Source organism: Priestia sp. USM5, assembly GCF_058323215.1.
Genome location: NZ_JBSGKN010000001.1, coordinates 2,931,277 through 2,951,943, shown reverse-complemented (window position 1 = coordinate 2,951,943; position 20,667 = coordinate 2,931,277). Strand labels below are relative to the sequence as shown.

Genomic DNA, 20,667 nt, shown 5'->3' with positions numbered 1-20,667 from the left:
AACGTTAAGTTTGGGTAATGTAGTTTATAGAGTTAAAAATAATTAGAATGAAGGACCATTTAAATATGATTCAAACTGGTAATTATCATTAAAGGAGAGAGCTATCATGTATACACTTGGAGAACTATTAGAGCAAAGAGCTAAACAATCTGCTGAAAAAGAGGCTTTAATTTGGAGTACATCTTTCCATACATTTAAAGAATATAATGAACGTGTCAATCAGCTGGCTCATTACCTGTTAAGCCATAATGTTAAAAAAGGAGATCGAATTGCAATTCTATGTCAAAATAATCATCCGTTTCCTACCATTCTGCTAGCTGCATTAAGAATTGGAGCCGTAGCGGTTCCTATTAGCTGGCAGCTGACGAAGTATGAAATTATCGATATTTTAGACAGTGCACAACCTAAAGTTATTTTCTACGACCAAAAATTTCATGAGGTTATTCCTTTTGATTCTGAAATATTAAATGACGTTATTACTTTACAAGTAGGAAGAGAAAATAGTGTGGAGACAGTTGAAGAATATAATGACATTTTTTCTGCGTATTCTATACTAAATCCAAATATACAGGTCTCTCAAGATGACATTGCGATGCTTCTTTTTACTTCTGGAACAACTGGCAATGCAAAGGGCTGTATGATTGAGCATGGTCACGTGTATTCTTATATACAACCATCGAGTCAACGAATAGACTATGAAGAGGATGGTCGATTTCTTGCCTCGCATCCTTTTTATCATATGAGTTCTATTAACAATATTTTAAAATCTGTTTCCAACGGAATGGGGTTGTTTCTGTTGTCAGATCCTACACCAGAAATCATGTGGGAAACGATTGAAACTCACGAGATCACTATGATGCTAGCGTTTCCTTCTATGTATATGCAAATGCTTGAAAGAGTGAAAAATGCAGAGTCAAAGAACTCTTCACTAAAGGTTGCTATTGCAGGAGGAGCAAAAGTTCCTGCTTATCTTATTAAGGAATATGATAAATTAGGCATTAGAATGATCCAAGGGTATGGAAGTACAGAAGCATGGACAGTGAGTGTATGGACACCGGATATGGGAAATGAAAAAATTGAATCGGCGGGTAAGCCTCTTTCTGGTGTAGAAGTAAAAATTATGGATCCTGATTCAGGACAAGAAATGAAAACGGGAGAAGTTGGAGAGATTATTATAAAAAGCCCCTATTGTTTTAAAGGCTATTGGCATAATCAAGAGGCGACTGACAAAGTTCTTAGAAACGGCTGGTTCTATATGGGGGACGCTGGAAAGATAGATCAAGACGGCTTTTTATATATTATGGGACGCTATAAAGATGTTATCGTATATGGCGGTGATAATATCTATCCCGATCAGGTCGAAGAAATCATTGAGCAAATGGATACTGTTATAGAAGCTGCTGTAGTAGGCGTAGAAGATCCTGTTTATGGAGAAAAACCTGTAGCTTACGTGGTAAAAGATCCTGTTTCTCCTTTAACAAAAGAAGATATTCTAAACTATTGTAGAGAACGATTGGCAAGTTACAAAGTTCCAGAAGTTTATTTTATTGATCAACTCCCTAAAAATCAGCTCGGTAAAGTATTAAAAAGAGAACTGAAATGAAGAGGGTTAAAAGCGCGGACTGAATGCAGCCCGCGCTTTTATAATTTAATAGAAGTAATATCATTTTAACGCAAAAATGTTAAGTAGAAAGTTTCCTGATATCAGAGTAACAAATACAAAGTGTATTTTCATATTCAGATTCGTATCCTGTAAATACGAGATTTCTTTCTTTATCATCGTAGTGAAATCCGAATTTCTTTAAATCATCTTTCAAGATATCTTCACTAATTTTAATGGAAGAAGCAATATCTTCATAAGAAGCACCATTATTTAGCTTTTGAACAATCTCACCTATTAACAAGTTACGACCTCCAGTAGCATATGTTTCTTCAGTAATAATTTATCCTAAATAGCTGCTTTTATGAAAGTTGTGCGGAAAGCCATTCTAGATTATTAAAATTTGCATTGAGTGCTTCGTTTGCTAATTAGTGAATTAATTATGTTTTTTCTTTTTACGATAATCATTAAAACAATAAATGAAAAAAATACTCACAAAAAATCCAACGAAGAGACCAACGAGACTTTCTAATTGAAAATCTTTTTCCCCAATTATTTGGCCGTAAATGATTCTGAATATCACACCAAAAAAAGAAAGAACAACAGCCGTTGTGGTAATACGTAAAAAGTTAATAAAATCACACCTTTTTACAAAGTGTATTCCCCTTTTTTAATACATTTAAAGTTAAGACTGATTATAGGAGGTTCTAAAGTGCAAGTGAGAATATCACTTAGAAAACACAATAAATAATACAAATATGGAACTTTTATGAAATTCGTTCGTAAAAGATATAGGAGGCGATAATATGGATATATCAAGTGTTAATTGGGCGGACGTAGCTTTTCAAATCTTTTGGTTAATTTTATTGGTTTCTTTAGGTTTGTTTATTTATAAAGTCGTTCAAGTTAAAAAAAGAAATAAACGTTTTGTTAAGAATGAATGATCCTTTTATACATAAAGATGTGAATGGAGTATTCAAGCAAAAGAGGTGTTTTTTTGAGAAAATTGATAAAAAAATATTCATTTATCTGTACAGGATTCTTATTTGGTTATTTTCTTTTACTGATTTTAGGCTTAGATGTTTCTATTAGTATGTTTAAAGTGTTTATACCAGTAGCAGCTGTAGGACTGTTGCTTGGAGAAATTATAAATATGACTTTTAATCATCATCAGACTAATATGAACTAACATTATAATTCCGCTCAAAAATTACATAAAAACAAATAAAAGCATAAGACAAGAAAGGTAGAGTATATATGGCTTGTTGCAATCATTGCAATTACAAATGGAACGCTAAAAATGTATGGTTACTTGGGTTTTCTAAGAAAGGAAAGAAGTGTCCTAAATGCCATACCAGACAATTTATCTCCTTTAAAGGTGCTGGTTCTTTAATGGGGCTAGGTTATTTAAGTGGGATTGTTGCTATATCTCTTATTGGTTTATTTCCGTTTATCGTAAAGCTAACAGATAAAGAAGAGCACAGATGGAAGTAAATTAAAAAAGCAAAGAGAATATTAATATTCTCTTTGCTTTTTTCTTGGTTTTACATTCATAGAAGCCATATAGTAAATCAATTATAAAACACCTTTGTTTTACTACTTAATTCTCTTTTTCTGATACCACTTCAGCTTTACCTGGCCAGAAAGCAAATCTTCCTAAAACCGTAGTGATCGCAGGTACAAGGAATGGTCGCACAATAAAGGTATCTAACAGAACACCTAAAGCCGTGATAATTCCGAACTGAACCAGAACTTGAATAGGCAGTGTTGCTAGAACCGCGAATGTAGCAGCTAAAATAATTCCAGCTGATGTGATAACACCGCTTGTTTCACTTACGCCTTCTTTAATCGCTTGTTTTAACGGCATGTATTTCTTTTTCTGCCAGATGCTTGAGATCATAAAAATATTATAATCCTCACCAAGCGCCACTAAGAATACAAATGCGTATAAAGGAATCGCTCCTTGGATAGCATCTGCTCCCATGATATTGTGGATGATGAGCCAGCCTAAGCCTAAAGCTGCACTGTAAGAGAGGATAACGGTTCCCACTAAATAAAGCATAGCTACAATAGAACGCAAGTAAGCCACTAGCAGCAGTGATATAAAAATAATAATTAACGGGACAATAATACTGTTGTCTTTATCACTAACAGTCATCGTGTCATATTGCGTCGCTGTTTGACCGCCAATCCATACTTTGGATTTTACTGAGGAAACTCCGGACTGTGACAGTGCCTTTTCGGCTGCATCTTTCAAGTCTGGAATAGCCTCCATAGCTGTTATACTATATGGATTTACATTAAACGTGACGTCATATACCTTTAAATCCTTATTACTTTTACCGCTTTGAGGTGCAGAAACGGTACTAATAAGATCGTTTTTCTTTAACTCTTTTTCTAGATTTACCGATTTTCCTTCTGTATCAATTACTACTTGTGCTGGTGCTAGTTCACCAGGAGAGTAAGCGTCAGAGATAATCGTAAATCCTTCACGAGAAGGCATATCTTCAGGGAAAGAAGACAATAAATCATACGTGTACTTGATTTGACTAGAGTATATGGATAAAGCTCCAAAAAAGACTAGACAAGCTACAATGATTGTCCATGGTTTAGTCGTCACCACATTACCGATCCAATTCCCGAAACGGTTTTTCTCTTTTCGGTCACGCACCGGTTTTCCTTTCTTTTTCGCCAATTCTTCTTCCATTTCGGGAGTGCGAGGAACAAAAGGATAAAAAGAACCTCTTCCCATAACTGCAAGCAGGGCAGGAATAAGAGTTAAGCTCGCTAATCCCATAACCAGAATAGATAAACTAAACGGGATTGCAAAACGGTGGTAAGCCCCGTACTTTGCTACGATTAAAGCTAAAAGAGAGATGACAACCGTAAAGCCACTCATCGCTATAGCACCTGAAGCACCTTTAAAGGCGTTGATAAGTGCTTGTCTCTTATCTTTTACTTTGCGAAGCTCATCGCGATAATGAGAAATTAAAAATAAACAATAGTCTGTTCCGGCTCCAAATAATAAAACGGTCATAATGGATATGGACTGTGAATCGACCGTAATCCATCCTTTATCTGCTAAAATACCGAGAGTTGGACTCAGCACCCCATAGGCAAAACCTACACCGATCAAAGGAATAATCGCTAAAATTGGGGAACGATAAATGACAAGAAGTAAAATTAAGACTAATAAAACTGTCGCGATTAGTAAGGAAACGTCTGCTCCTTCAAATAGGCTGGTTGCATCTACTTGAATTCCTACAGGTCCTGTAACGCGCGTGCTTAGCTTATCTTTTTCATCGATATCCGTCGCAAAAGAATCGTATGAAACATTCTCTTTTACTTGTTTTTTAATCGTATCTAGGTTTTTTTCTAGTACATCCGTTTCAACGTTTTCTTCAAAGAAAATAGGCTGTACAAGAGTTGTTCCGTCTTTCGAAACCATCTTTTGCAGAGCTGCTAACGGTAATTTATGCAAAGGCGGAGTAGACGTTTGTGCTTCTAATGGTTTCTTTTCTAAATCCGCCGCCATTTGCTGAATAGATTTTAGATCATCATTATTCAAACCTGATTCTTTGTGCCATGTAAGTAAGGCAGGAACCCCTGATGAATTAGGGAATTCTTTCTTTATAAGATTTTCAGCTTCTACGGAAGGTGAATTCTCACTTAAGTTTGGTGCATTGTTTACTTCCGTCTTATTCACAGCAGGCCAAGCAATCGTGAGGACTACAGTTGCCAAAATCCATACGGCAATTACAATCCATCGACTCACTTTCCCAGTCATATATCGACTGAATGTTGCTAAAGGTGATTCTTTCATTAATTCTCCCTCATTTCCAAATCTGTTTGTTTCTATTACAATATATATATAGAACCTTCAATAATTATATATACCAGAAGGTTAATTAATCAACTAGTTTAAATGTGGCAATTTCTTGAACTAGAAGGAGGCCCTCTTATGAATACTGATAAGACACCAAAAAAAAAGCCTGGCAGACCCAAAATAACAACTGAAAATAATATAACAAGAGAGCAAATTTTAAAGACTGCTGCCCATTTATTTATGGCATATGGATATGAAAGAGTCTCAATGGAGCAAGTAGCTGAGGCTAGCGATGTGACTAAGGCTAGTGTTTACTACTACTTTAAAAATAAGGCCACTTTATTTACCGTTTCGGTATCAAGCATGTTCCAACGTATTACAAAACAGACAGAGAAATTATTACAAAATTCCAAAGGGCTGAAACATAGATTATACGAGGTAACATTGGATCACTTAAAGAGACCGCATATTGATTTTGAAACATTATTGCAGGAAGCTACTTCTTCGCTTACAGAAGATCATATTCATGAAATTCGTGAAGCAGAGAAAGCCATACATCAGGCATTGGAGAACGTATTCAAACAAGCTGCAAACAACGGTGAAATTGTCGTAACAAGCCCTCGCTTGCTTGCGCATACATTTTCTATGGTCACAATGATTCGGAATAAAAAAGAATTAATAACTGAATTAGGAGGCCCTGAAAAAACGGCTCAGGCTCTAGTAGATCTTTTTTGGGTAGGGATTAGTCCTAATTGACCTGTTTTATTGCATGGTACAAAGAAGAAATAAAGAACGGCTAAAAAATATTCATCAATATTTTTTAGCCGTTCTTTTCATTGGTCGCAAGCACTTTGTAAAAAAAAGTCTGAAATAATACCCATTACCTATTAACCATCCAACTTATGGAGATGTTGGCCCGAAGTTTTCATTAATCATGTAAAAAAGCGAAGTTATATGATAAAAAACGTAAAAATTTAATAATTTGGTTTTTATTTGTATTTAAAGCAGTATTTTATAGAAGGTTAGTGTTAAAATAATGAAAATCCTATCTTTTAGGGTTGCCTTTAGCATATATGGTTATTCTATTGTAAACAAAACCTTTAGCATAGCAGCTTACATTTTGGAAAGGGGAGAAGCGGATGGAATCTATTTGGCTCGAATACGTATGGGCATTATTGATCCTAATTGGATTAGAAGGATTATTATCAGCTGACAACGCTCTTGTACTGGCAGTTATAGCCAAGCATTTACCCGAGGATCAGAAAAAAAGAGCGATTAATTACGGAATTCTGATGGCATTTATTTTTCGATTTGGAGCTCTTTTTGCCATTTCATTTATCGCCAACGTCTGGTGGATACAGGCCATAGGAGCCGTTTATCTCCTGTATCTAGGTTTGAAGCATGTCATTCAGGCGCGGTTTGGGAAACATAATGAGAATATTCATGATGATGATGAGAAGGAGTCTGCTGGAAAGGGGTTCTGGCCAACAGTGGGGAAAATTGCGTTAGCTGACCTTGCTTTTGCCATAGATTCTATTTTAGCTGCAGTGGCCATAGCTCTTGGGCTTCCGGATTCACAGTTTGGAGAAATCGGTGGGATGGATGGAGGACAGTTTGCAGTTGTAGTTCTTGGAGGAGTTGCAGGTCTTATCTTAATCAAGTTTGCAGCAACCTGGTTTGTAAAACTTCTCGAAAAGCGACCTGCCTTAGAAACGACAGCATATGCAATTGTTGCCTGGGTCGGTGTGAAACTTGCGGTTATTACTTTTGCACATAAAGATATCGGGGTCTTAGATTCTCATTTCCCTCATAGCACTGCTTGGACACTGATTTTCTATGGGGTATTAGTTGGTATCGCGCTATTGGGTTGGTTTGCACCGGGCAATAAGTCATCAGAAAAATCATCGGCTTAAAAGTAATCGAGCGTAATGCGCACCCTGAATTTACTAATTACCCTTACTCTTCCCGTCAAAATGGATCCCTATTTCAGCATTTGAAAGGATGTTTAGATTCTATACAAAAGTGAGTTTTGCTGTTTCAAGCCTAACGATCAAGTGCGTTAACCCAAGCAGGGTTAACGCACTTTTTAATTGAAACGATTGTGAAAACGAACTTAGTTATTTTATTTATTATTTTTGTTCCCTTTACGATAATCAGTAAAGCAGGAAATCAAGAACCCCCAAAAAAATAAAACAATGAATTAACTTAACTTTAAGTCCGTACGGTTAAGGTGTAGACTTATTTTTATGATTTGAAAAATCGTTTTTTTTTGGAATTATTCTTGGAAACCTTGACTTAAAGCTAACTTTAACTTGTATTAAAAAAGCAATTAGATAAAGCCATCGAACTTCATTTTTGATCCGTAAGTATAATGATTTGCAAAATCTTAGATGTTTTACAATACGTCAACTCCAGTACTTTAGGAGTAATATAAGTAGTAGCGCTATCTTCATATTGAACAAGGGTATAAAGCTTTTTTCTTTCAAGTATATTCATAAAAGCACTTCTTTCCGTATTTTATGCTATAATAATCCCTAGTTTTTTAGTTTGTATAGAGAGGTGTAAAACAGAATGATGCCAAAATATCTGCAAGTAGCTGGCCAAATTGAATCTGATATTACTGAGCATGTTTATCAAAAAACAAATAAACTTTTGACTGAAGATGAATATGCAGCAAAGTATCAGGTGAGCCGTAATACAGTACGAAAAGCAATTGAAATTCTCGTAAATAAAGGATATGTATATCAAGTTCAGGGCAGCGGTGCATTTATTCGTAATCATCACAACAATGGATACGTTAATCTTGAAAAGCTACAAGGAGTTACCAATGACTTTAGTGACCGTCTTGTAGAAAACAAGCTCCTAGATTTTAAAGTAATTACTGCGGAGGAGGAACTCGCTCAAAATATGGGATGCAAGATTGGATCACCTATTTATTATGTGAAAAGGCTAAGATATGTTGATGGAGATCCATTTTCAATTGAAACTTCATATTTTAACAAAAATCTTGTTAAATATCTTGATGAAAATATTGTAAAAAAATCCATTTATACATATTTACGCAATGACCAGCAACTAGCAATTGGCTTTGCAGATCGTGTTATTCGTGCCGATTATCTTATGTGTGAGCAAGCTGATTTATTGGGATTAAAAGAGAATGATCCGGCTTTGGTGGTAGATAATACGGTTTATTTAATAAACGGTGCTATTTTTGATTATTCACAGTCAGTGCATCACTTCAAACATGTAAAATTGCTAAAAGTATCAAATATGAAGGGTAGTTAAGGTGCAAAGAGAGCTCAGGGCTCTTTTTTTTTGTCTGAAAATAAAAAAAATAGTTTACATATGAATCTGAGTAAGTTATTATAAATTTATAAAATTTGTACCAACAAATTAGATTTGTACTTACGAAAGGGTGTACATATATGGTTGAAGAATCGATTGAGATTAGCTCTGAAGATATTTTTGGATTAATTGCATTTTCAGGTGATGCTAAAGCGAGCTATCACGCTGCTTTACATCTGCTCAGAGAAAACAAAGTAGAAGAGGCAGAAGCAGAAGTAGCAAAAGCGAATTCAATTTTAAACGAAGCACATGCTATTCAAACAAAATTTGTCACACTAGAGGCCCAAGGGAAATCGGCACGGGTTGGTGTATTGATGGTTCATGCCCAAGACCATTTGATGAACACGATCTTAGTAAAAGAGCTATTGGATCATATGATGACCATGCAAAAAGAAATTAACTTATTGAAAGGGATGAATTGATATGGTGAAGATTGGATTATTCTGTGCAGCAGGTATGTCAACAAGTATGTTAGTGGAGAAAATGAAAGCGTTTGCTGGTGAGCGTGGTGTAGAAGCTGAGATTGCAGCTTACCCTGAGTCAGAGATGGAAAAGTATGTTGATAATATCGATGTTGCTTTATTAGGTCCTCAGGTAAAGTATTTGTTAAACAAAGGAAAAGCTGTTTGTGAACCAAAAGGTGTCGCTATTGATGTTATTAACACGGTGGATTACGGCATGATGAATGGTGCAAAAGTACTTGAACACGCGATTAAATTAGCGAATAAATAAACGGGGTGAATGATTTGAAAATGCCAAAAGATTTCTTGTTCGGCGCAGCTTCAGCTTCTTATCAAGTAGAAGGGGCATGGAACAAGGACGGTAAAGGGGTTTCGAACTGGGACGTCTTCTCAAAGATTCCCGGTAAAACATTTGAAGGAACAAACGGTGATGTGGCCATTGATCATTATCACCGATATAAAGAAGACATCGCACTTATGGCAGAGATGGGATTGGAATCGTATCGGTTTTCCATTGCCTGGACACGTATTCTTCCCAACGGTACAGGTGAAGTAAATCAAAAAGGATTGGAATTCTATAATAATGTCATTGATGAATGTTTAAAACACGGAATTGTTCCGTTCGTCACATTGTATCACTGGGACCTTCCTCAAACGCTTGAAGAAGAAGGCGGCTGGCTAAATCCTAAAACAGCCAATGCATTTGTCACGTTTGCTGATGTTTGTTTTAAAGCATTCGGCGATCGAGTACGGAATTGGATTACCTTTAACGAAACGGTTATCTTTTGTTCGTTAGGCTATTTAACCGGTGCTCATCCACCAGGAATTGAAGGGGATGCGAAAGCATACTTTCAGGCGACACATAATGTGTTTGTGGCTCATGCCCGTGCGGTTGAACTTTTCAAACAGTCAAGCTATGAGGGGGAAATTGGCATTACTCATGTTTTTAACCCGGCGTTTAGCATTGATGAAGACGAAGAGAACAAATTTGCAGAAAGACATGCGAATGCATATTCGACACATTGGTATTATGATCCAATTTTGAAAGGAGCTTACCCACAATATGTAATAAAAGAGCTCGAAGCTAAAGGGCTACTCCCGCAAATGACAGAAGAGGAACTGGATTTGCTTCATAGAACGGCACCTATGAATGATTTCATCGGATTAAACTATTACTGCCCACAGCGCGTAATGAAAAACGATTCAGCCCTCGTATTGTCTGGTGGACGTGAGAACTCAACAGGTAAACCTGGAAATCCTTCATTTGACGGTGTATACAAAACAGTCATGATGGAAGAAAAGGTATATACCAAATGGGGATGGGAAATCGCTCCTGATGCTTTTCTAGAAGGGATGCGTATGCTTAAAGAACGCTACGGGGACATCAAAATGTATATCACGGAAAACGGTTTAGGAGATGAAGATCCTATCGTTGGTGAAGAGATTCATGATCAACCTCGAATCGACTATATTGAAAATCATTTAAGCGCTGTCAAAAAAGCTGTCATGGAAGGAATTAACGTCTCAGGATACTTTGCATGGTCTGTCATTGATTTGCTTAGCTGGTTAAATGGTTATAAAAAACAATACGGATTCATTTATGTCGATCACAAAAATAATCTTGCAAGAAAACGAAAGCAATCATTCTTTTGGTACAAGGATATTATCGCTACACGCGCAGAAGAACTTTAAGGAGGTACCCCTATGGGTCGCTTAGAAAGTGTATTTGAAAAGTTCACCCCGTTCTTCCTTCGATTTGCAAATGCAAAACCAACACTTGCAATTAAGGATGGGTTTATTTTAACAATGCCGATGACAATTATCGGCTCTCTCTTTCTATTAATTCTCGCTGCCCCTATTCCAGGCTGGGAAGAGGCTATGGTGAAATTATTTGGAGAACAGTGGAACCTTCCACTTACCCAGGTTGTCGGTTCTACATTTGATATTCTGGCTCTTATTGGTGTGTTTGGAATCGCTTATTCATACGTCCGGAACGAAAAAATTGAAGGTACGCCAGCTGGTATTTTAGGTGTAGTTGCCTTCCTTATTATCACTCAGTCCTCTGTCTTGGCAAAAAGCGGAGAAACCGTCACAGGTGTTATTCCCAAAGTTTGGACCGGCGGGCAGGGTGTACTAGCCTCGATTGTAGTTGGTCTATTTGTTGGTTTTGTGTATTCGCAGTTTATTAAGCGTGATATTCGTATTAAAATGCCAGAAGGTGTTCCGCCAGGCGTTGCAAACTCGTTCTCTGCACTAATTCCTGGGTTTGCCATCATTACAGTAGCTGCCATTGTCTTTGGATTATGCCAAGCTTTTGCAAATAAGACATTCACTGAAATTGTTTATAAACTGCTGCAAGTACCCGTGCAAAATTTGACGGACACGCTTACTGGTGCAGTTCTTATCATGGTCTTAATGTCACTTCTTTGGTGGTGTGGAATTCATGGTGCTGCCATTATTATGGGAGTAATGGGACCGCTTCTAACAGCCAATGCTCTACAAAACCAAGCAATATTGGATTCTGGTAAAGAGCTTGTTGTAGGCGAGAATGCTAAAGTTGTAACCATTCAATTCTTGGATGTATTTACGAAACTAGGGGGATCAGGTATTACCATTGGTTTTATTATTGCAGCCCTTATAGTGGCCCGATCATCGCACTTAAAGCAGCTCGGTCGATTATCTTTAGCTCCTGGCTTATTCAATATAAACGAGCCAATCATTTTTGGTATGCCAATTGTATTTAACCCAATAATGTTTGTTCCTTTTATTATTGTTCCTGCAATCGCATCATTTATGGTTTACTTCTCTATCATTTGGGGATGGGTAGAGCCTTTCAATGCACTTCAGGTTCCTTGGACCACACCGCCGGTTGTTTCTGGCTTCTTGATTGGCGGCTGGAGAGGGGCTTTATTGCAAATAGTAACCATTGCAATGTCAGTAATGATTTATCTTCCTTTTGTCAGAATGCAAGATAGTATTTCTTACAATGAAGAGCTCGAAGCAAAAAAACAATCAGAAAGTAATATTGCTTAAAACAACTAAATAAAGAATTACCCCCCGTATACTTTTATAGGGGGAAATTCTTTATTTATGCACTTATAATGAAGTTATAGTCAATATTTTGAAGAAGAAAGTAGGATATACAATGAAATTTGTATTAGCTTGTGATATTGGTGGTACCGATTTAAAAATGGGGAAATTTTCTCTTTCCGGTGATCTTGTTGAATCCGTAAAAATACCTCTAGCCAATAGGAAAGGGCAGACTATTCTTACTCAAATTGAAAGCCGAATGGATTCTGATGTAGTAGGGCTAGCTCTAAGCATACCTGGTTTTATTAATCCTAATACAGGTTTTATTGAAATGGGCGGTGCTATTGAAGATTTTAATGGGTTCAATATCTTTGCATATTTTAAAGAACAATTTCCTGATTTGGAAATAAGTGCAGAAAACGATGCGAATTGTGTAGCTCTAGCAGAAAAATGGAAAGGAAGTGCAAAAGAAGAGACTGACTTTCTTTGTCTAACTATTGGAACAGGAATTGGAGGCGCAATTTATTTGAACGACGCTCTTTATAGAGGGAGACGTAACCAATCTGGTGAGTTTGGACATATGTTCAGTGAACACGTTACGAGTGATAGTGCAGAAAATCATAAATTTAACAAAACAGCTACGCTGGCGGTTATTCGCCAAAAATATGCAGAGTGTATGAATATACCTTTTCAAAATGTCTCAGGTGAACAAATCTTTGAAGCTTACGACCAAGGGGAAGAAGTGGCATCGCTTCTGGTTAGTGACTTATATAGTGGATTGGCAATGAACATCTTAAACTTATATTATGTGTTTGCTCTTCCTACTTTTTATATCGGGGGAGGAATTACTTCAAGAAAAACATTCATAAACGAATTAAAACAGAGAATCTTAGAAATTGATCCAGCATTCTGTGCTGTTATCAGATCTACTAGTTTTGGAAATCAATCAGGTATGATTGGTGCAGTTTACCATCATATTGCGTCTCGAAAAACGTTGGAGTTAATTTGAGACTAAACAGTAGAGCTATGACATGTACAGACCATAATGAAGAGATTTTCATCTAGATAAGGTATAGGTAGAGAATTGAGTGGTTTATAGGTCAATATCAACATAAAGATTTAAATAAATAAGCGTAGCTGAAGTAAGCAGCTGCGCTTATTTATTTTTGCAAAGACCGTTCGTTAAAATGCAAAATGAAAATGTCCCTGCATTTATGAAAAAACACTGGAGTAGATAGATAAAGCCTACCTACACATAAAAGAATAATCATTGGTAAAAGGGTTATGTATCTCAAGTATGACTTCTCCGCCTTTATCGTAACATTGTGAACTGATGCTTTCGATTTGCTTGCTATTAAAATAACTAGCGCAATTTACTAATACGGAGATGACAAGTAATAAGGTTAGAATAATGAATAGTATGTCTTTAAATCTTCTTTGAAAAGTTGATTGCAATTTTATGCTCCTCTCTAATTGATAAAACTCTACCATTCGTTATTCTACAGACAGCGTATTATTCCATATGACTAGTGAACAGTAATATGGATGTCAAAAATAGTAGAAGAAGAACATATAGTACAGATATTGTACCTAATTTTAAGACAAGTAGATTCATCATAATAAATAAAACACTGATAGATAAAAAAAGTCTGTACACAAAATCTAGTCTCTTATTAGCAAAAATATATCTCTTAGTGTTTTCTGAAGACTTATATCTTTTATCTATTACGCTTGTGCTAACTACTATAAATGCAAGAATGGACCATGGTATAAAGCTACTTTTACTGATAAGTAAATATACGGAAAACACGGCCAATAAGTAAGGAAATAAACGATGCTGAACATATCTTTGACTCATCTACACACATCACCTTTTCTAAAATTAGTATTTGCATTAGACATCTACTCAATAACTGTTCTCATTTGAATTTGGTTATTCACTTCCAATTCGTTTACTCCTTAAGACTAGTTCAGGTTTGAGTATACCATAAAAGGTAATAAAATCCTTTTAATCTATAATATTGTAGTTTTAAAATAATTTCAGATGTTTTAGAGACCCATTACAATACAAAAAAGGTAGTGCATGTTGCATTACCTTTTTTTGTACGTTTATTTTTTATATCTATGTAACATCGAATGGATCATGATAAAGAAAAAAAACGGGCATGTGGCATAATATTCTGCGCAAATCTTATCTTTCCATGTTAGATTCAACTAACTTCTGCTTCCATGTAACGAAATCCAAAAAACGTGTAATATGTGACACGGTAATTTTTAATTGATTTTTGTTTCACACTATTCCACTGATGTCCATTCGGCTTTGCTTGGTGACTTTGCACCATAAACTTATCCAGTGGTTCAAGTGACCACTTTCGGAAATTTTCTTCGAGTTCTTCTACTTTCTTTTTTTCTTCTGATGAACCTAAAGCGCTTGCTTCATTAGCTGTTATCCTTGGTATACCAATAGCTAAAATAATAATAACCCCAACAAGAATGCTCCAACTCAAAATCCGCTTTTTCATATTGGATATTTCTCCCTTTCTATTTTATTGCTTTATAGACAACTGGTGAGGAAAGCTTAATCAATGTAGACGGCTCTCCAAAAGCCATAGATTCATCAATAAATGTTTCCAGAGATTGAACGGAAGTAGTTAAAACTTTTACTAGATAGTTGTATTGACCCGCCAAACGATGACATTCGATAACCTCAGGGTGTTCTTTACAATATTCTACGAATTGCTTGCATTTTGTATTGCTGTATAAAATAAAAGCAGTTACAGGTTTGTTGAAATTTTCAGGGTTAATTATTGCTCTATATCCATCTATTATGTTTTTCTCTTCAAGTTTTTTTACTCTTTCATTAACAGCAGGGGTGGATAAACCAACCAGCTTTCCCAACTGTGTAACGGACAAACGAGCATTCTCTTGTAGATGTAGTAATATATTTTTATCAATTTCATCCATAAAACATACCCCGCTTTAAATTATAAGTTAAAATAATGAATTTTCCGTCAATATTAAAGCTATTAATTAGTAATACAATAAAATAGATATGTGAAAATAGAAATTTATACAATACAATTTAATTATATCAAAAGGAGGGATTTAATGGCTTTAGAAATGAGAAATACATGCGAAAAGTGCAATAAGAAGCTCCATAATAGCTCTGTTGCTTATATCTGTACACATGAATGTACATTCTGTGATAAATGTAGTGAAAGTGCGATGTATATTTGTCCTAACTGTGAAGGGGAGCTGGTCAAGAGACCAAGGGGGCAAGAAAATCCGCTAAGTTGCTCATTGATTTAGACACAACACTGTATAGATAGTGCAGTCAGAACACCTACAATCAATGGGGTGGATGTGACATTAGTGGGTGATGGACATTCAACAATGGACAGTAATGGTTTAAGTGCTAAACAAATCATAAAGCATTATAGTGAAACTTTACATGGTCATTACAACGTTGAACACTTTTCGAGTGTCAGAAATGCAGAGGAAGACTTGTTTCATCCCATACATTATTCATAAAGATAAGAGTACACAACTAAAATAAAGCTCTAAAAGTGTTTAATGGACGATTTTTAGAGCTTTATTTCTGCATCATGTCTCAATCTAAGCAGGAAAGCCTCCTGTTGGCGGTGGCCATGCTCCGTTTAACCTTCTCATTATAACAATTTCACCTAGATGATAGCTGTTGTGAGAAGCAATATTACGCAGTAATCCCCCTGGGGTTTCACTTGGCCAAGCATCCAGAGGTTCTTCGATTGATAACGTCTTAGCTAAGTGACAAGCTTCGTCAATTCCATCACAAAAATGCTGGATCGTCTTTTCCCATTCTTCCTCATCAACCGGGGCAGGATGTTCAGGCCAGCTTTCACTTACACTTTTCGGTCTCTCAGGGTTTTCTCCTTTAGCAAGAGCAAGTAAAAAGTCTTGCCAATAGCTCATATGCTTCACTAATTGATAAATAGAGTAAGGTAATTCCTTTTGTTTATGTGAAGCAAGTTCCATATTAATGTCGGTTATTGCATTAATTGTTGGAAGATGACCTCTTTCACCTCGCAGTGATTTGATAAGTGCATCACGAAATGCTGTATTTGTTTGTGTCATGTTTTTTCCGGCCTTTCTTTTTCGAAGTATTAATCTTGTAACAGTCTAACACAAATTAGTTTAATATATGTACTTCTGTGATTAACAATTTACTATAACAAAGCCACTAAAATAAATAGTCTCAATCACAATTTTTTGTTTGTAAGTCACCTTTATATTACTAAATATGGTTTAATGTAAAATATATGTAAAAAACACAGCGAATCTTCGATTAAATACAGAACTTTTCCTCTTTTTACAATTCATTTAATCCTCAAAGGTTATTTCAACTATATAGAGATTTCCTTGATATGAAATAGAGAACGAACGAATAATGGTCGTGACAGTTGTGCCTTCTATCTCTTCTCCAGATGGACTGGTAAGCCAATAGCCAATATGCGCCTTGTCGTCCTCTACGTATACCGAAATACTCATAACACATAGGTCTGAAAACAGTATGGTGCGACTTTCAAGCAAAGAATCGTATTCAACTATGTAATAGTCGAGTGTCTCATTAAGTGTGTCGTAGTCTAAAGTATCTTGACTAAGGATTTTATCCAATTCAAGTGCAAGTGGTTTTTCAATACTAATATTTATTTGTTCTGTGCGCATATAAACCGCTCCTTAAAAAGAGTATCGACAAGTATAAGTGTATGTTTACATAATACCTACACCTTACTATCTATAAGTAAAAAAAAAACATGAGGTGAAAGTATGAATTGGACTGAACAACAAAAAAACGTATTTAACACATATGTACCGAATGGCGACTAGATAAGTTTTATGGCCCATTTGGGGATTTCACAAGAAGAAGTAATGTTAGTTATTCTAGATGAAGAAATGACAATTGAACAATACTGTCAACATGGACCACCAGAAGCACCAAAAGAAGTGTTGACATACTACAAGGAAAACGGAGCTCTCGTGTCCTTCGACCAAGAAGGTTTGTCTATTAAAGGAGATAAAACCATTCCTCCATTTCGCTCAATGGAAAAGAAAATCACCCATTTTTCGTTAAAGGAACGAGGGTTCATTTGTCAATTAGCGCATCAATATTTGGAAACCCATGAGTTAACGGCAGAAGACATTAAACACATCTTAGAGATTTAAATTGAATTAATCTATGTTTTAAATAAACTATTTAAAATAAAATCAGCAGCTAAATAATCACAATTTTTTTTACCTTATATTGTATAGATTATAAAATAAAGTTATGTTTTGACGTGAGTGAGGTGTCCTATGATCTTTCTAAGTCTTACCTTCCCGTTGTTCCTGGGTTTGCTGTATATTGCATTTGCTACGTTTTTGAAGAAACTACATAATAAAGAAAATACAACGGGTGTTATTGTATACGGAGCAATCATTTCCGTTATTTTAGGTAGTTATGTTATGATGATTTTTACCTGGAATTAAATAAAATATATGTGCGATATACGCAAAAAAGCCACTATCTCATGTGCAGAGTTAGTGGCTTTTTTAATTATTTATATGCCGATTTAATTGTATCTAAATAAAAATAATCAGCATCTGCCTCATCTTGAACAACCATTAATTGATAGAGATGGTCAGGCTTATCTGGAATATTAAAAACAATGTTTAAATCGAGTGGTTTGTCTTCTAGTTTCATGTTTGGATAATTTGTTGTAAGAAGCGTATATCCCTCTTTTGTATAAGCCTCTCTAGTAGCTGGTTCATAGGTCTTACTGTCTGTTACGTCTTCTAATGTAAAGTGAAGGTCTTTTAGCGATACAGAATTTCCTTCTTCAAACGTATTTTCTAAACGTACAGATACATTCATAAATGTTGAAGTTCCGTTAATGCTATCGATATCATCCACGTAAGATGCGCTGTTGGTTGAAATATAGTATTTATGGTGTTTAGATTTTTCATGATAAGATAGGCTGCCTTCTGCCGGTCTAACGTTTGTTGCGTGCTCAAGGCTAGCGGTATGTTTTGGGGCAGGTGCTTCTACGGTTACTTCGTTTTCTTTCTTTCCACTTTCGCAAGCAGCAAGGCCAGAGACTAAAACGGCACACATGATGCTTGTTTTTGTTAATTTATTCATTATACTCCTCCAAGATAGATGATAGTGTTTATGTTACATGGAATATATATGGGAATCAAGGAAAAATGTGAAAGATAGTTACAGAGGTAAGGAGTTTAAATGTTCTAGGATGCTTCCAATTTGGAGAAAAAAGGAAAAATGGTAAAAAAGAAATAAGGAGAGTGCAGAAGTTGGGGTGAAGGTAAGAAAAGCTGATTCATCTTTACCGATGAACAGTCTTTTTTTGCAACCAGTCTGATGTTATGGGAGATGTCCCTTATAGTATGAAGTAAGACTCAACAGGTAACACATAATGTTTCAATTGGTTATAAAAAGGATGGTGTTCAGGATGAAAAAACGAATAAAGATGTTAATTTCTATTGGAATTGCAGCGTCTTTGATTATTATTTCGTCTCAATCGAAAGTGCATGCTAGTACTCCGATTGGTACGGTTCAGGTTAAAGCTCATTCGTTATATCTTCGAGCAGGAAATAGTTTTAATGCAAAAGTAGTTCGTACGTTACATAAAGGCGAGCATTATAATGTGTACGCGAAGAAAAATGGCATGTACAACCTTGGACAAAACCGATGGGTAACGGCAAGTGCAACTTATGTTAGCTCAAATGGCAGCGTTTCAGCTCACAATACAGCTCCATCGCCAACATCAGTAAAAGAGCCGGCACCTTCGAAAAATGCAAATGGAATTATATCATATGCTAAATGTTTCTTAGGGATGCGATATATCTGGGCATCTGCAAATCCTCTTTATGGTGGATTTGATTGTTCAGAGGGAATATAGTGAAATTCAGAAGTGACGGTACCTTTATATTTTTCGTAATAAACTAATCGAATGTCCATAAAACCAACCTTTCGTAGGGTAAAGCACAAATAAACTATCTGGAAGAAGTAAAACTATTATATAGTTGATGATAACAACAATAAACACCAAATGAGGTGATACGATGAAAAAAGAAGAAAAAGTGGAAGCAGAAGAAGTATTGTGCCGGTTGTTTAAAGGTGGAAAAATTAAGCACGTTGGAGATGGAATACGTTCTGATTATTTTAGACTCAAAATACAAGCTGCTGATGGTCAACCACTTGTTATTACTGCGGAAAACAAGTGGACTGTTTCACCTATACGTTCCTTTTTTTCACTTATTGCCAAACAAGAGGAAATCACAGACATATTCTTAGGAGAACAAGAACCTCATTTAACGTTACAGTTTACAAGCGGTGTGCTCTTAACAATCTTTGGAGTAGATAACCTCTATGAAAGTTGGCAAGCCGGTACAGATTCACAAGATTGGTTAGTCGTTGCATGTCCAGGTGGAGATGTGGCAGTTTGGTCTCCAGAGAATGAAGAAAATATATAACAGTAGGGGGTGTCGGAAATGAGCAATATATACGAACAATTAGATGAATTGCAGGAACAGCTACAACATTATGCTCTTAATAGAATTGAAGAGTATTATTACACCAGATGTTGTGAAGTAGCCGGAACCGAGGTTACTCAAGGGCCTTATTTATCTTATTTTTATTAGAAAGCTTTCAGTATAATAACCCCTGTAATAATAAGAGTAACGGAGATAATCTTTCTTTTGTTTTTTGATTCTTTAAATATATAAATACCTAACAGCGTTGTACTAGCAATCGTTAGCCCTGCCCATATAGCAAAAATGATGCCCATTTCAAAATAGTGTGTTGTTAGAGAAATGAAATAAATACAAGCAATGAACAATAAGAATGCGCCTATCGTGGGAACAGTTTGTCTAAAGCCTTTAGATAGTTTTACACACATTTGCCCTGCAATGCCTAAAACTAAGCCAATCGTTAAAAATACGTATCCCATTACGCTGCCCTTCTTTCTTTAGAACTTCCTTTAATGTTAAGAGAAACTGCACCAATTACAATAAGAGAAACTCCTAAGATTTTAGATAAGGAAATAGTTTCATCAAAAAAAATAATACCTGTGACAACAACAAGTACGGTTGCTCCTCCTGCATATAAAGCACTTGCTACTCCTACTTCACCTTTGGCGTTAAGGAGCATATAAGCAGCAATCGAAGAACAATAAAATAGTATGGCTAAAACAGTCGGAACAAAGTTTGTGAATCCATTTGTAAGATTAAGAAAAAATACTGCGATTACCTCCAAGATGATGGCAAGAAACAATAGTAAATAAAACAATCAGATTTCCTCCTTTTAGTCACCTCATTTTAAGAACTTTACGTAATGGCTACTAAATAATTGCAGTAGCACTCGGATGTCA

Annotated in this window: 26 protein-coding genes and 1 pseudogene; 18 read left to right on the top strand and 9 right to left on the bottom strand. The window is 35.8% G+C overall.

Annotated elements, in window-relative coordinates:
- Positions 1–106 precede the first annotated feature (106 nt).
- Positions 107–1,603: a class I adenylate-forming enzyme family protein gene (locus ACWATA_RS15905; protein WP_154991488.1), complete on the top strand. Its 1,497-nt coding sequence runs from the start codon at positions 107–109 to the stop codon at positions 1,601–1,603.
- A gap of 79 nt (positions 1,604–1,682) precedes the next feature.
- Here ACWATA_RS15905 and ACWATA_RS15900 read toward each other — a convergent pair whose 3' ends face one another.
- Positions 1,683–1,904 carry a hypothetical protein gene (locus ACWATA_RS15900; protein ID WP_028413859.1) on the bottom strand — a complete coding sequence of 74 codons (222 nt, stop codon included), beginning with the start codon at positions 1,902–1,904 and terminating at the stop codon, positions 1,683–1,685.
- Between the two features lie 502 nt (positions 1,905–2,406).
- Between ACWATA_RS15900 and ACWATA_RS15895 the strand changes: the two genes are divergently transcribed.
- From ACWATA_RS15895 to ACWATA_RS15885, 3 genes are all read left to right on the top strand, one after another.
- Positions 2,407–2,544, top strand: coding sequence for a hypothetical protein (locus ACWATA_RS15895; protein ID WP_165635762.1), 138 nt, complete (start codon positions 2,407–2,409; stop codon positions 2,542–2,544).
- Between the two features lie 53 nt (positions 2,545–2,597).
- On the top strand, positions 2,598–2,789 hold the full coding sequence (locus ACWATA_RS15890; RefSeq protein WP_033578587.1) for a hypothetical protein: 192 nt from the start codon (positions 2,598–2,600) through the stop codon (positions 2,787–2,789).
- 68 nt (positions 2,790–2,857) lie between these two features.
- On the top strand, positions 2,858–3,094 hold the full coding sequence (locus tag ACWATA_RS15885; RefSeq protein WP_154991487.1) for a hypothetical protein: 237 nt from the start codon (positions 2,858–2,860) through the stop codon (positions 3,092–3,094).
- A 106-nt stretch (positions 3,095–3,200) separates the two neighbouring features.
- On the opposite strand, the gene ACWATA_RS15880 is transcribed toward ACWATA_RS15885, so the two are convergent.
- A complete protein-coding gene (locus tag ACWATA_RS15880) occupies positions 3,201–5,423 on the bottom strand; it encodes an MMPL family transporter (protein ID WP_154991486.1) in 2,223 nt (740 codons plus the stop codon).
- 138 nt (positions 5,424–5,561) lie between these two features.
- Here ACWATA_RS15880 and ACWATA_RS15875 point away from each other — a divergent pair, with 138 nt between their 5' ends.
- From ACWATA_RS15875 to ACWATA_RS15840, 8 genes are all read left to right on the top strand, one after another.
- Positions 5,562–6,182 (top strand): TetR/AcrR family transcriptional regulator, encoded by a 621-nt coding sequence (locus tag ACWATA_RS15875; protein WP_033578589.1) that lies wholly within the window; start codon positions 5,562–5,564, stop codon positions 6,180–6,182.
- Positions 6,183–6,565: 383 nt separating this feature from the next.
- Positions 6,566–7,339 carry a TerC family protein gene (locus ACWATA_RS15870; protein ID WP_033578590.1) on the top strand — a complete coding sequence of 258 codons (774 nt, stop codon included), beginning with the start codon at positions 6,566–6,568 and terminating at the stop codon, positions 7,337–7,339.
- A gap of 658 nt (positions 7,340–7,997) precedes the next feature.
- Positions 7,998–8,711 (top strand): GntR family transcriptional regulator, encoded by a 714-nt coding sequence (locus ACWATA_RS15865; protein WP_473049960.1) that lies wholly within the window; start codon positions 7,998–8,000, stop codon positions 8,709–8,711.
- Positions 8,712–8,851: 140 nt separating this feature from the next.
- Positions 8,852–9,193 carry a PTS lactose/cellobiose transporter subunit IIA gene (locus ACWATA_RS15860; RefSeq protein ID WP_014460688.1) on the top strand — a complete coding sequence of 114 codons (342 nt, stop codon included), beginning with the start codon at positions 8,852–8,854 and terminating at the stop codon, positions 9,191–9,193.
- 1 nt (position 9,194) lies between these two features.
- Complete coding sequence (locus ACWATA_RS15855) at positions 9,195–9,503, top strand: PTS sugar transporter subunit IIB (protein WP_014460687.1); 309 nt, start codon at positions 9,195–9,197, stop codon at positions 9,501–9,503.
- Positions 9,504–9,517: 14 nt separating this feature from the next.
- Positions 9,518–10,924: a GH1 family beta-glucosidase gene (locus ACWATA_RS15850; RefSeq protein ID WP_155017176.1), complete on the top strand. Its 1,407-nt coding sequence runs from the start codon at positions 9,518–9,520 to the stop codon at positions 10,922–10,924.
- Positions 10,925–10,936: 12 nt separating this feature from the next.
- Positions 10,937–12,265 (top strand): PTS sugar transporter subunit IIC, encoded by a 1,329-nt coding sequence (locus ACWATA_RS15845; RefSeq protein ID WP_098627288.1) that lies wholly within the window; start codon positions 10,937–10,939, stop codon positions 12,263–12,265.
- A 112-nt stretch (positions 12,266–12,377) separates the two neighbouring features.
- A complete protein-coding gene (locus ACWATA_RS15840; protein ID WP_155017177.1) occupies positions 12,378–13,271 on the top strand; it encodes an ROK family protein in 894 nt (297 codons plus the stop codon).
- Positions 13,272–14,472: 1,201 nt separating this feature from the next.
- Here ACWATA_RS15840 and ACWATA_RS15835 read toward each other — a convergent pair.
- Both ACWATA_RS15835 and ACWATA_RS15830 read right to left on the bottom strand, forming a co-directional pair.
- A complete protein-coding gene (locus tag ACWATA_RS15835; protein WP_154991484.1) occupies positions 14,473–14,784 on the bottom strand; it encodes a hypothetical protein in 312 nt (103 codons plus the stop codon).
- Positions 14,785–14,803: 19 nt separating this feature from the next.
- Positions 14,804–15,226 carry an Lrp/AsnC family transcriptional regulator gene (locus ACWATA_RS15830; RefSeq protein WP_047751251.1) on the bottom strand — a complete coding sequence of 141 codons (423 nt, stop codon included), beginning with the start codon at positions 15,224–15,226 and terminating at the stop codon, positions 14,804–14,806.
- 144 nt (positions 15,227–15,370) lie between these two features.
- On the opposite strand from ACWATA_RS15830, the gene ACWATA_RS15825 reads away from it, so the two are divergent.
- Together ACWATA_RS15825 and ACWATA_RS15820 are read left to right on the top strand one after the other, a co-directional pair.
- Positions 15,371–15,571, top strand: coding sequence for a DUF1272 domain-containing protein (locus ACWATA_RS15825; RefSeq protein WP_028413848.1), 201 nt, complete (start codon positions 15,371–15,373; stop codon positions 15,569–15,571).
- Positions 15,572–15,793 (top strand): annotated as a pseudogene (locus ACWATA_RS15820) (cysteine hydrolase); the annotation flags it as partial.
- Between the two features lie 84 nt (positions 15,794–15,877).
- On the opposite strand, the gene ACWATA_RS15815 reads toward ACWATA_RS15820, so the two are convergent.
- Both ACWATA_RS15815 and ACWATA_RS15810 read right to left on the bottom strand, forming a co-directional pair.
- Positions 15,878–16,375 (bottom strand): DinB family protein, encoded by a 498-nt coding sequence (locus ACWATA_RS15815; RefSeq protein ID WP_154991483.1) that lies wholly within the window; start codon positions 16,373–16,375, stop codon positions 15,878–15,880.
- 246 nt (positions 16,376–16,621) lie between these two features.
- On the bottom strand, positions 16,622–16,966 hold the full coding sequence (locus ACWATA_RS15810; protein WP_154991482.1) for a hypothetical protein: 345 nt from the start codon (positions 16,964–16,966) through the stop codon (positions 16,622–16,624).
- A gap of 204 nt (positions 16,967–17,170) precedes the next feature.
- On the opposite strand from ACWATA_RS15810, the gene ACWATA_RS15805 reads away from it, so the two are divergent.
- Positions 17,171–17,464: a hypothetical protein gene (locus ACWATA_RS15805; protein WP_154991481.1), complete on the top strand. Its 294-nt coding sequence runs from the start codon at positions 17,171–17,173 to the stop codon at positions 17,462–17,464.
- Between the two features lie 370 nt (positions 17,465–17,834).
- Here the strand turns inward: ACWATA_RS15805 and ACWATA_RS15800 are convergent, their stop codons facing one another.
- A complete protein-coding gene (locus tag ACWATA_RS15800) occupies positions 17,835–18,419 on the bottom strand; it encodes a hypothetical protein (RefSeq protein WP_033578601.1) in 585 nt (194 codons plus the stop codon).
- Positions 18,420–18,747: 328 nt separating this feature from the next.
- Here ACWATA_RS15800 and ACWATA_RS15795 point away from each other — a divergent pair, with 328 nt between their 5' ends.
- The 3 genes from ACWATA_RS15795 (at position 18,748) to ACWATA_RS15785 (ending at position 19,939) form a co-directional block, all read left to right on the top strand.
- Positions 18,748–19,197, top strand: coding sequence for an SH3 domain-containing protein (locus tag ACWATA_RS15795; RefSeq protein WP_154991480.1), 450 nt, complete (start codon positions 18,748–18,750; stop codon positions 19,195–19,197).
- Between the two features lie 163 nt (positions 19,198–19,360).
- Entirely contained in the window at positions 19,361–19,771 is a 411-nt protein-coding gene (locus ACWATA_RS15790; RefSeq protein ID WP_051418576.1) for a hypothetical protein, read from the top strand.
- An 18-nt stretch (positions 19,772–19,789) separates the two neighbouring features.
- The gene (locus ACWATA_RS15785; RefSeq protein ID WP_186807931.1) at positions 19,790–19,939 is read left to right on the top strand and encodes a hypothetical protein; all 150 of its coding nucleotides are present in this window, start codon (positions 19,790–19,792) and stop codon (positions 19,937–19,939) included.
- On the opposite strand, the gene ACWATA_RS15780 is transcribed toward ACWATA_RS15785, so the two are convergent.
- The gene (locus ACWATA_RS15780; RefSeq protein WP_047751245.1) at positions 19,936–20,247 is read right to left on the bottom strand and encodes a DMT family transporter; all 312 of its coding nucleotides are present in this window, start codon (positions 20,245–20,247) and stop codon (positions 19,936–19,938) included. The genes ACWATA_RS15785 and ACWATA_RS15780 overlap by 4 nt on opposite strands.
- Positions 20,247–20,585, bottom strand: a complete 339-nt coding sequence (locus ACWATA_RS15775; RefSeq protein WP_098999953.1) for a DMT family transporter — start codon at positions 20,583–20,585, stop codon at positions 20,247–20,249. The genes ACWATA_RS15780 and ACWATA_RS15775 overlap by 1 nt, the downstream gene beginning before the upstream one ends.
- Positions 20,586–20,667: the final 82 nt, after the last annotated feature.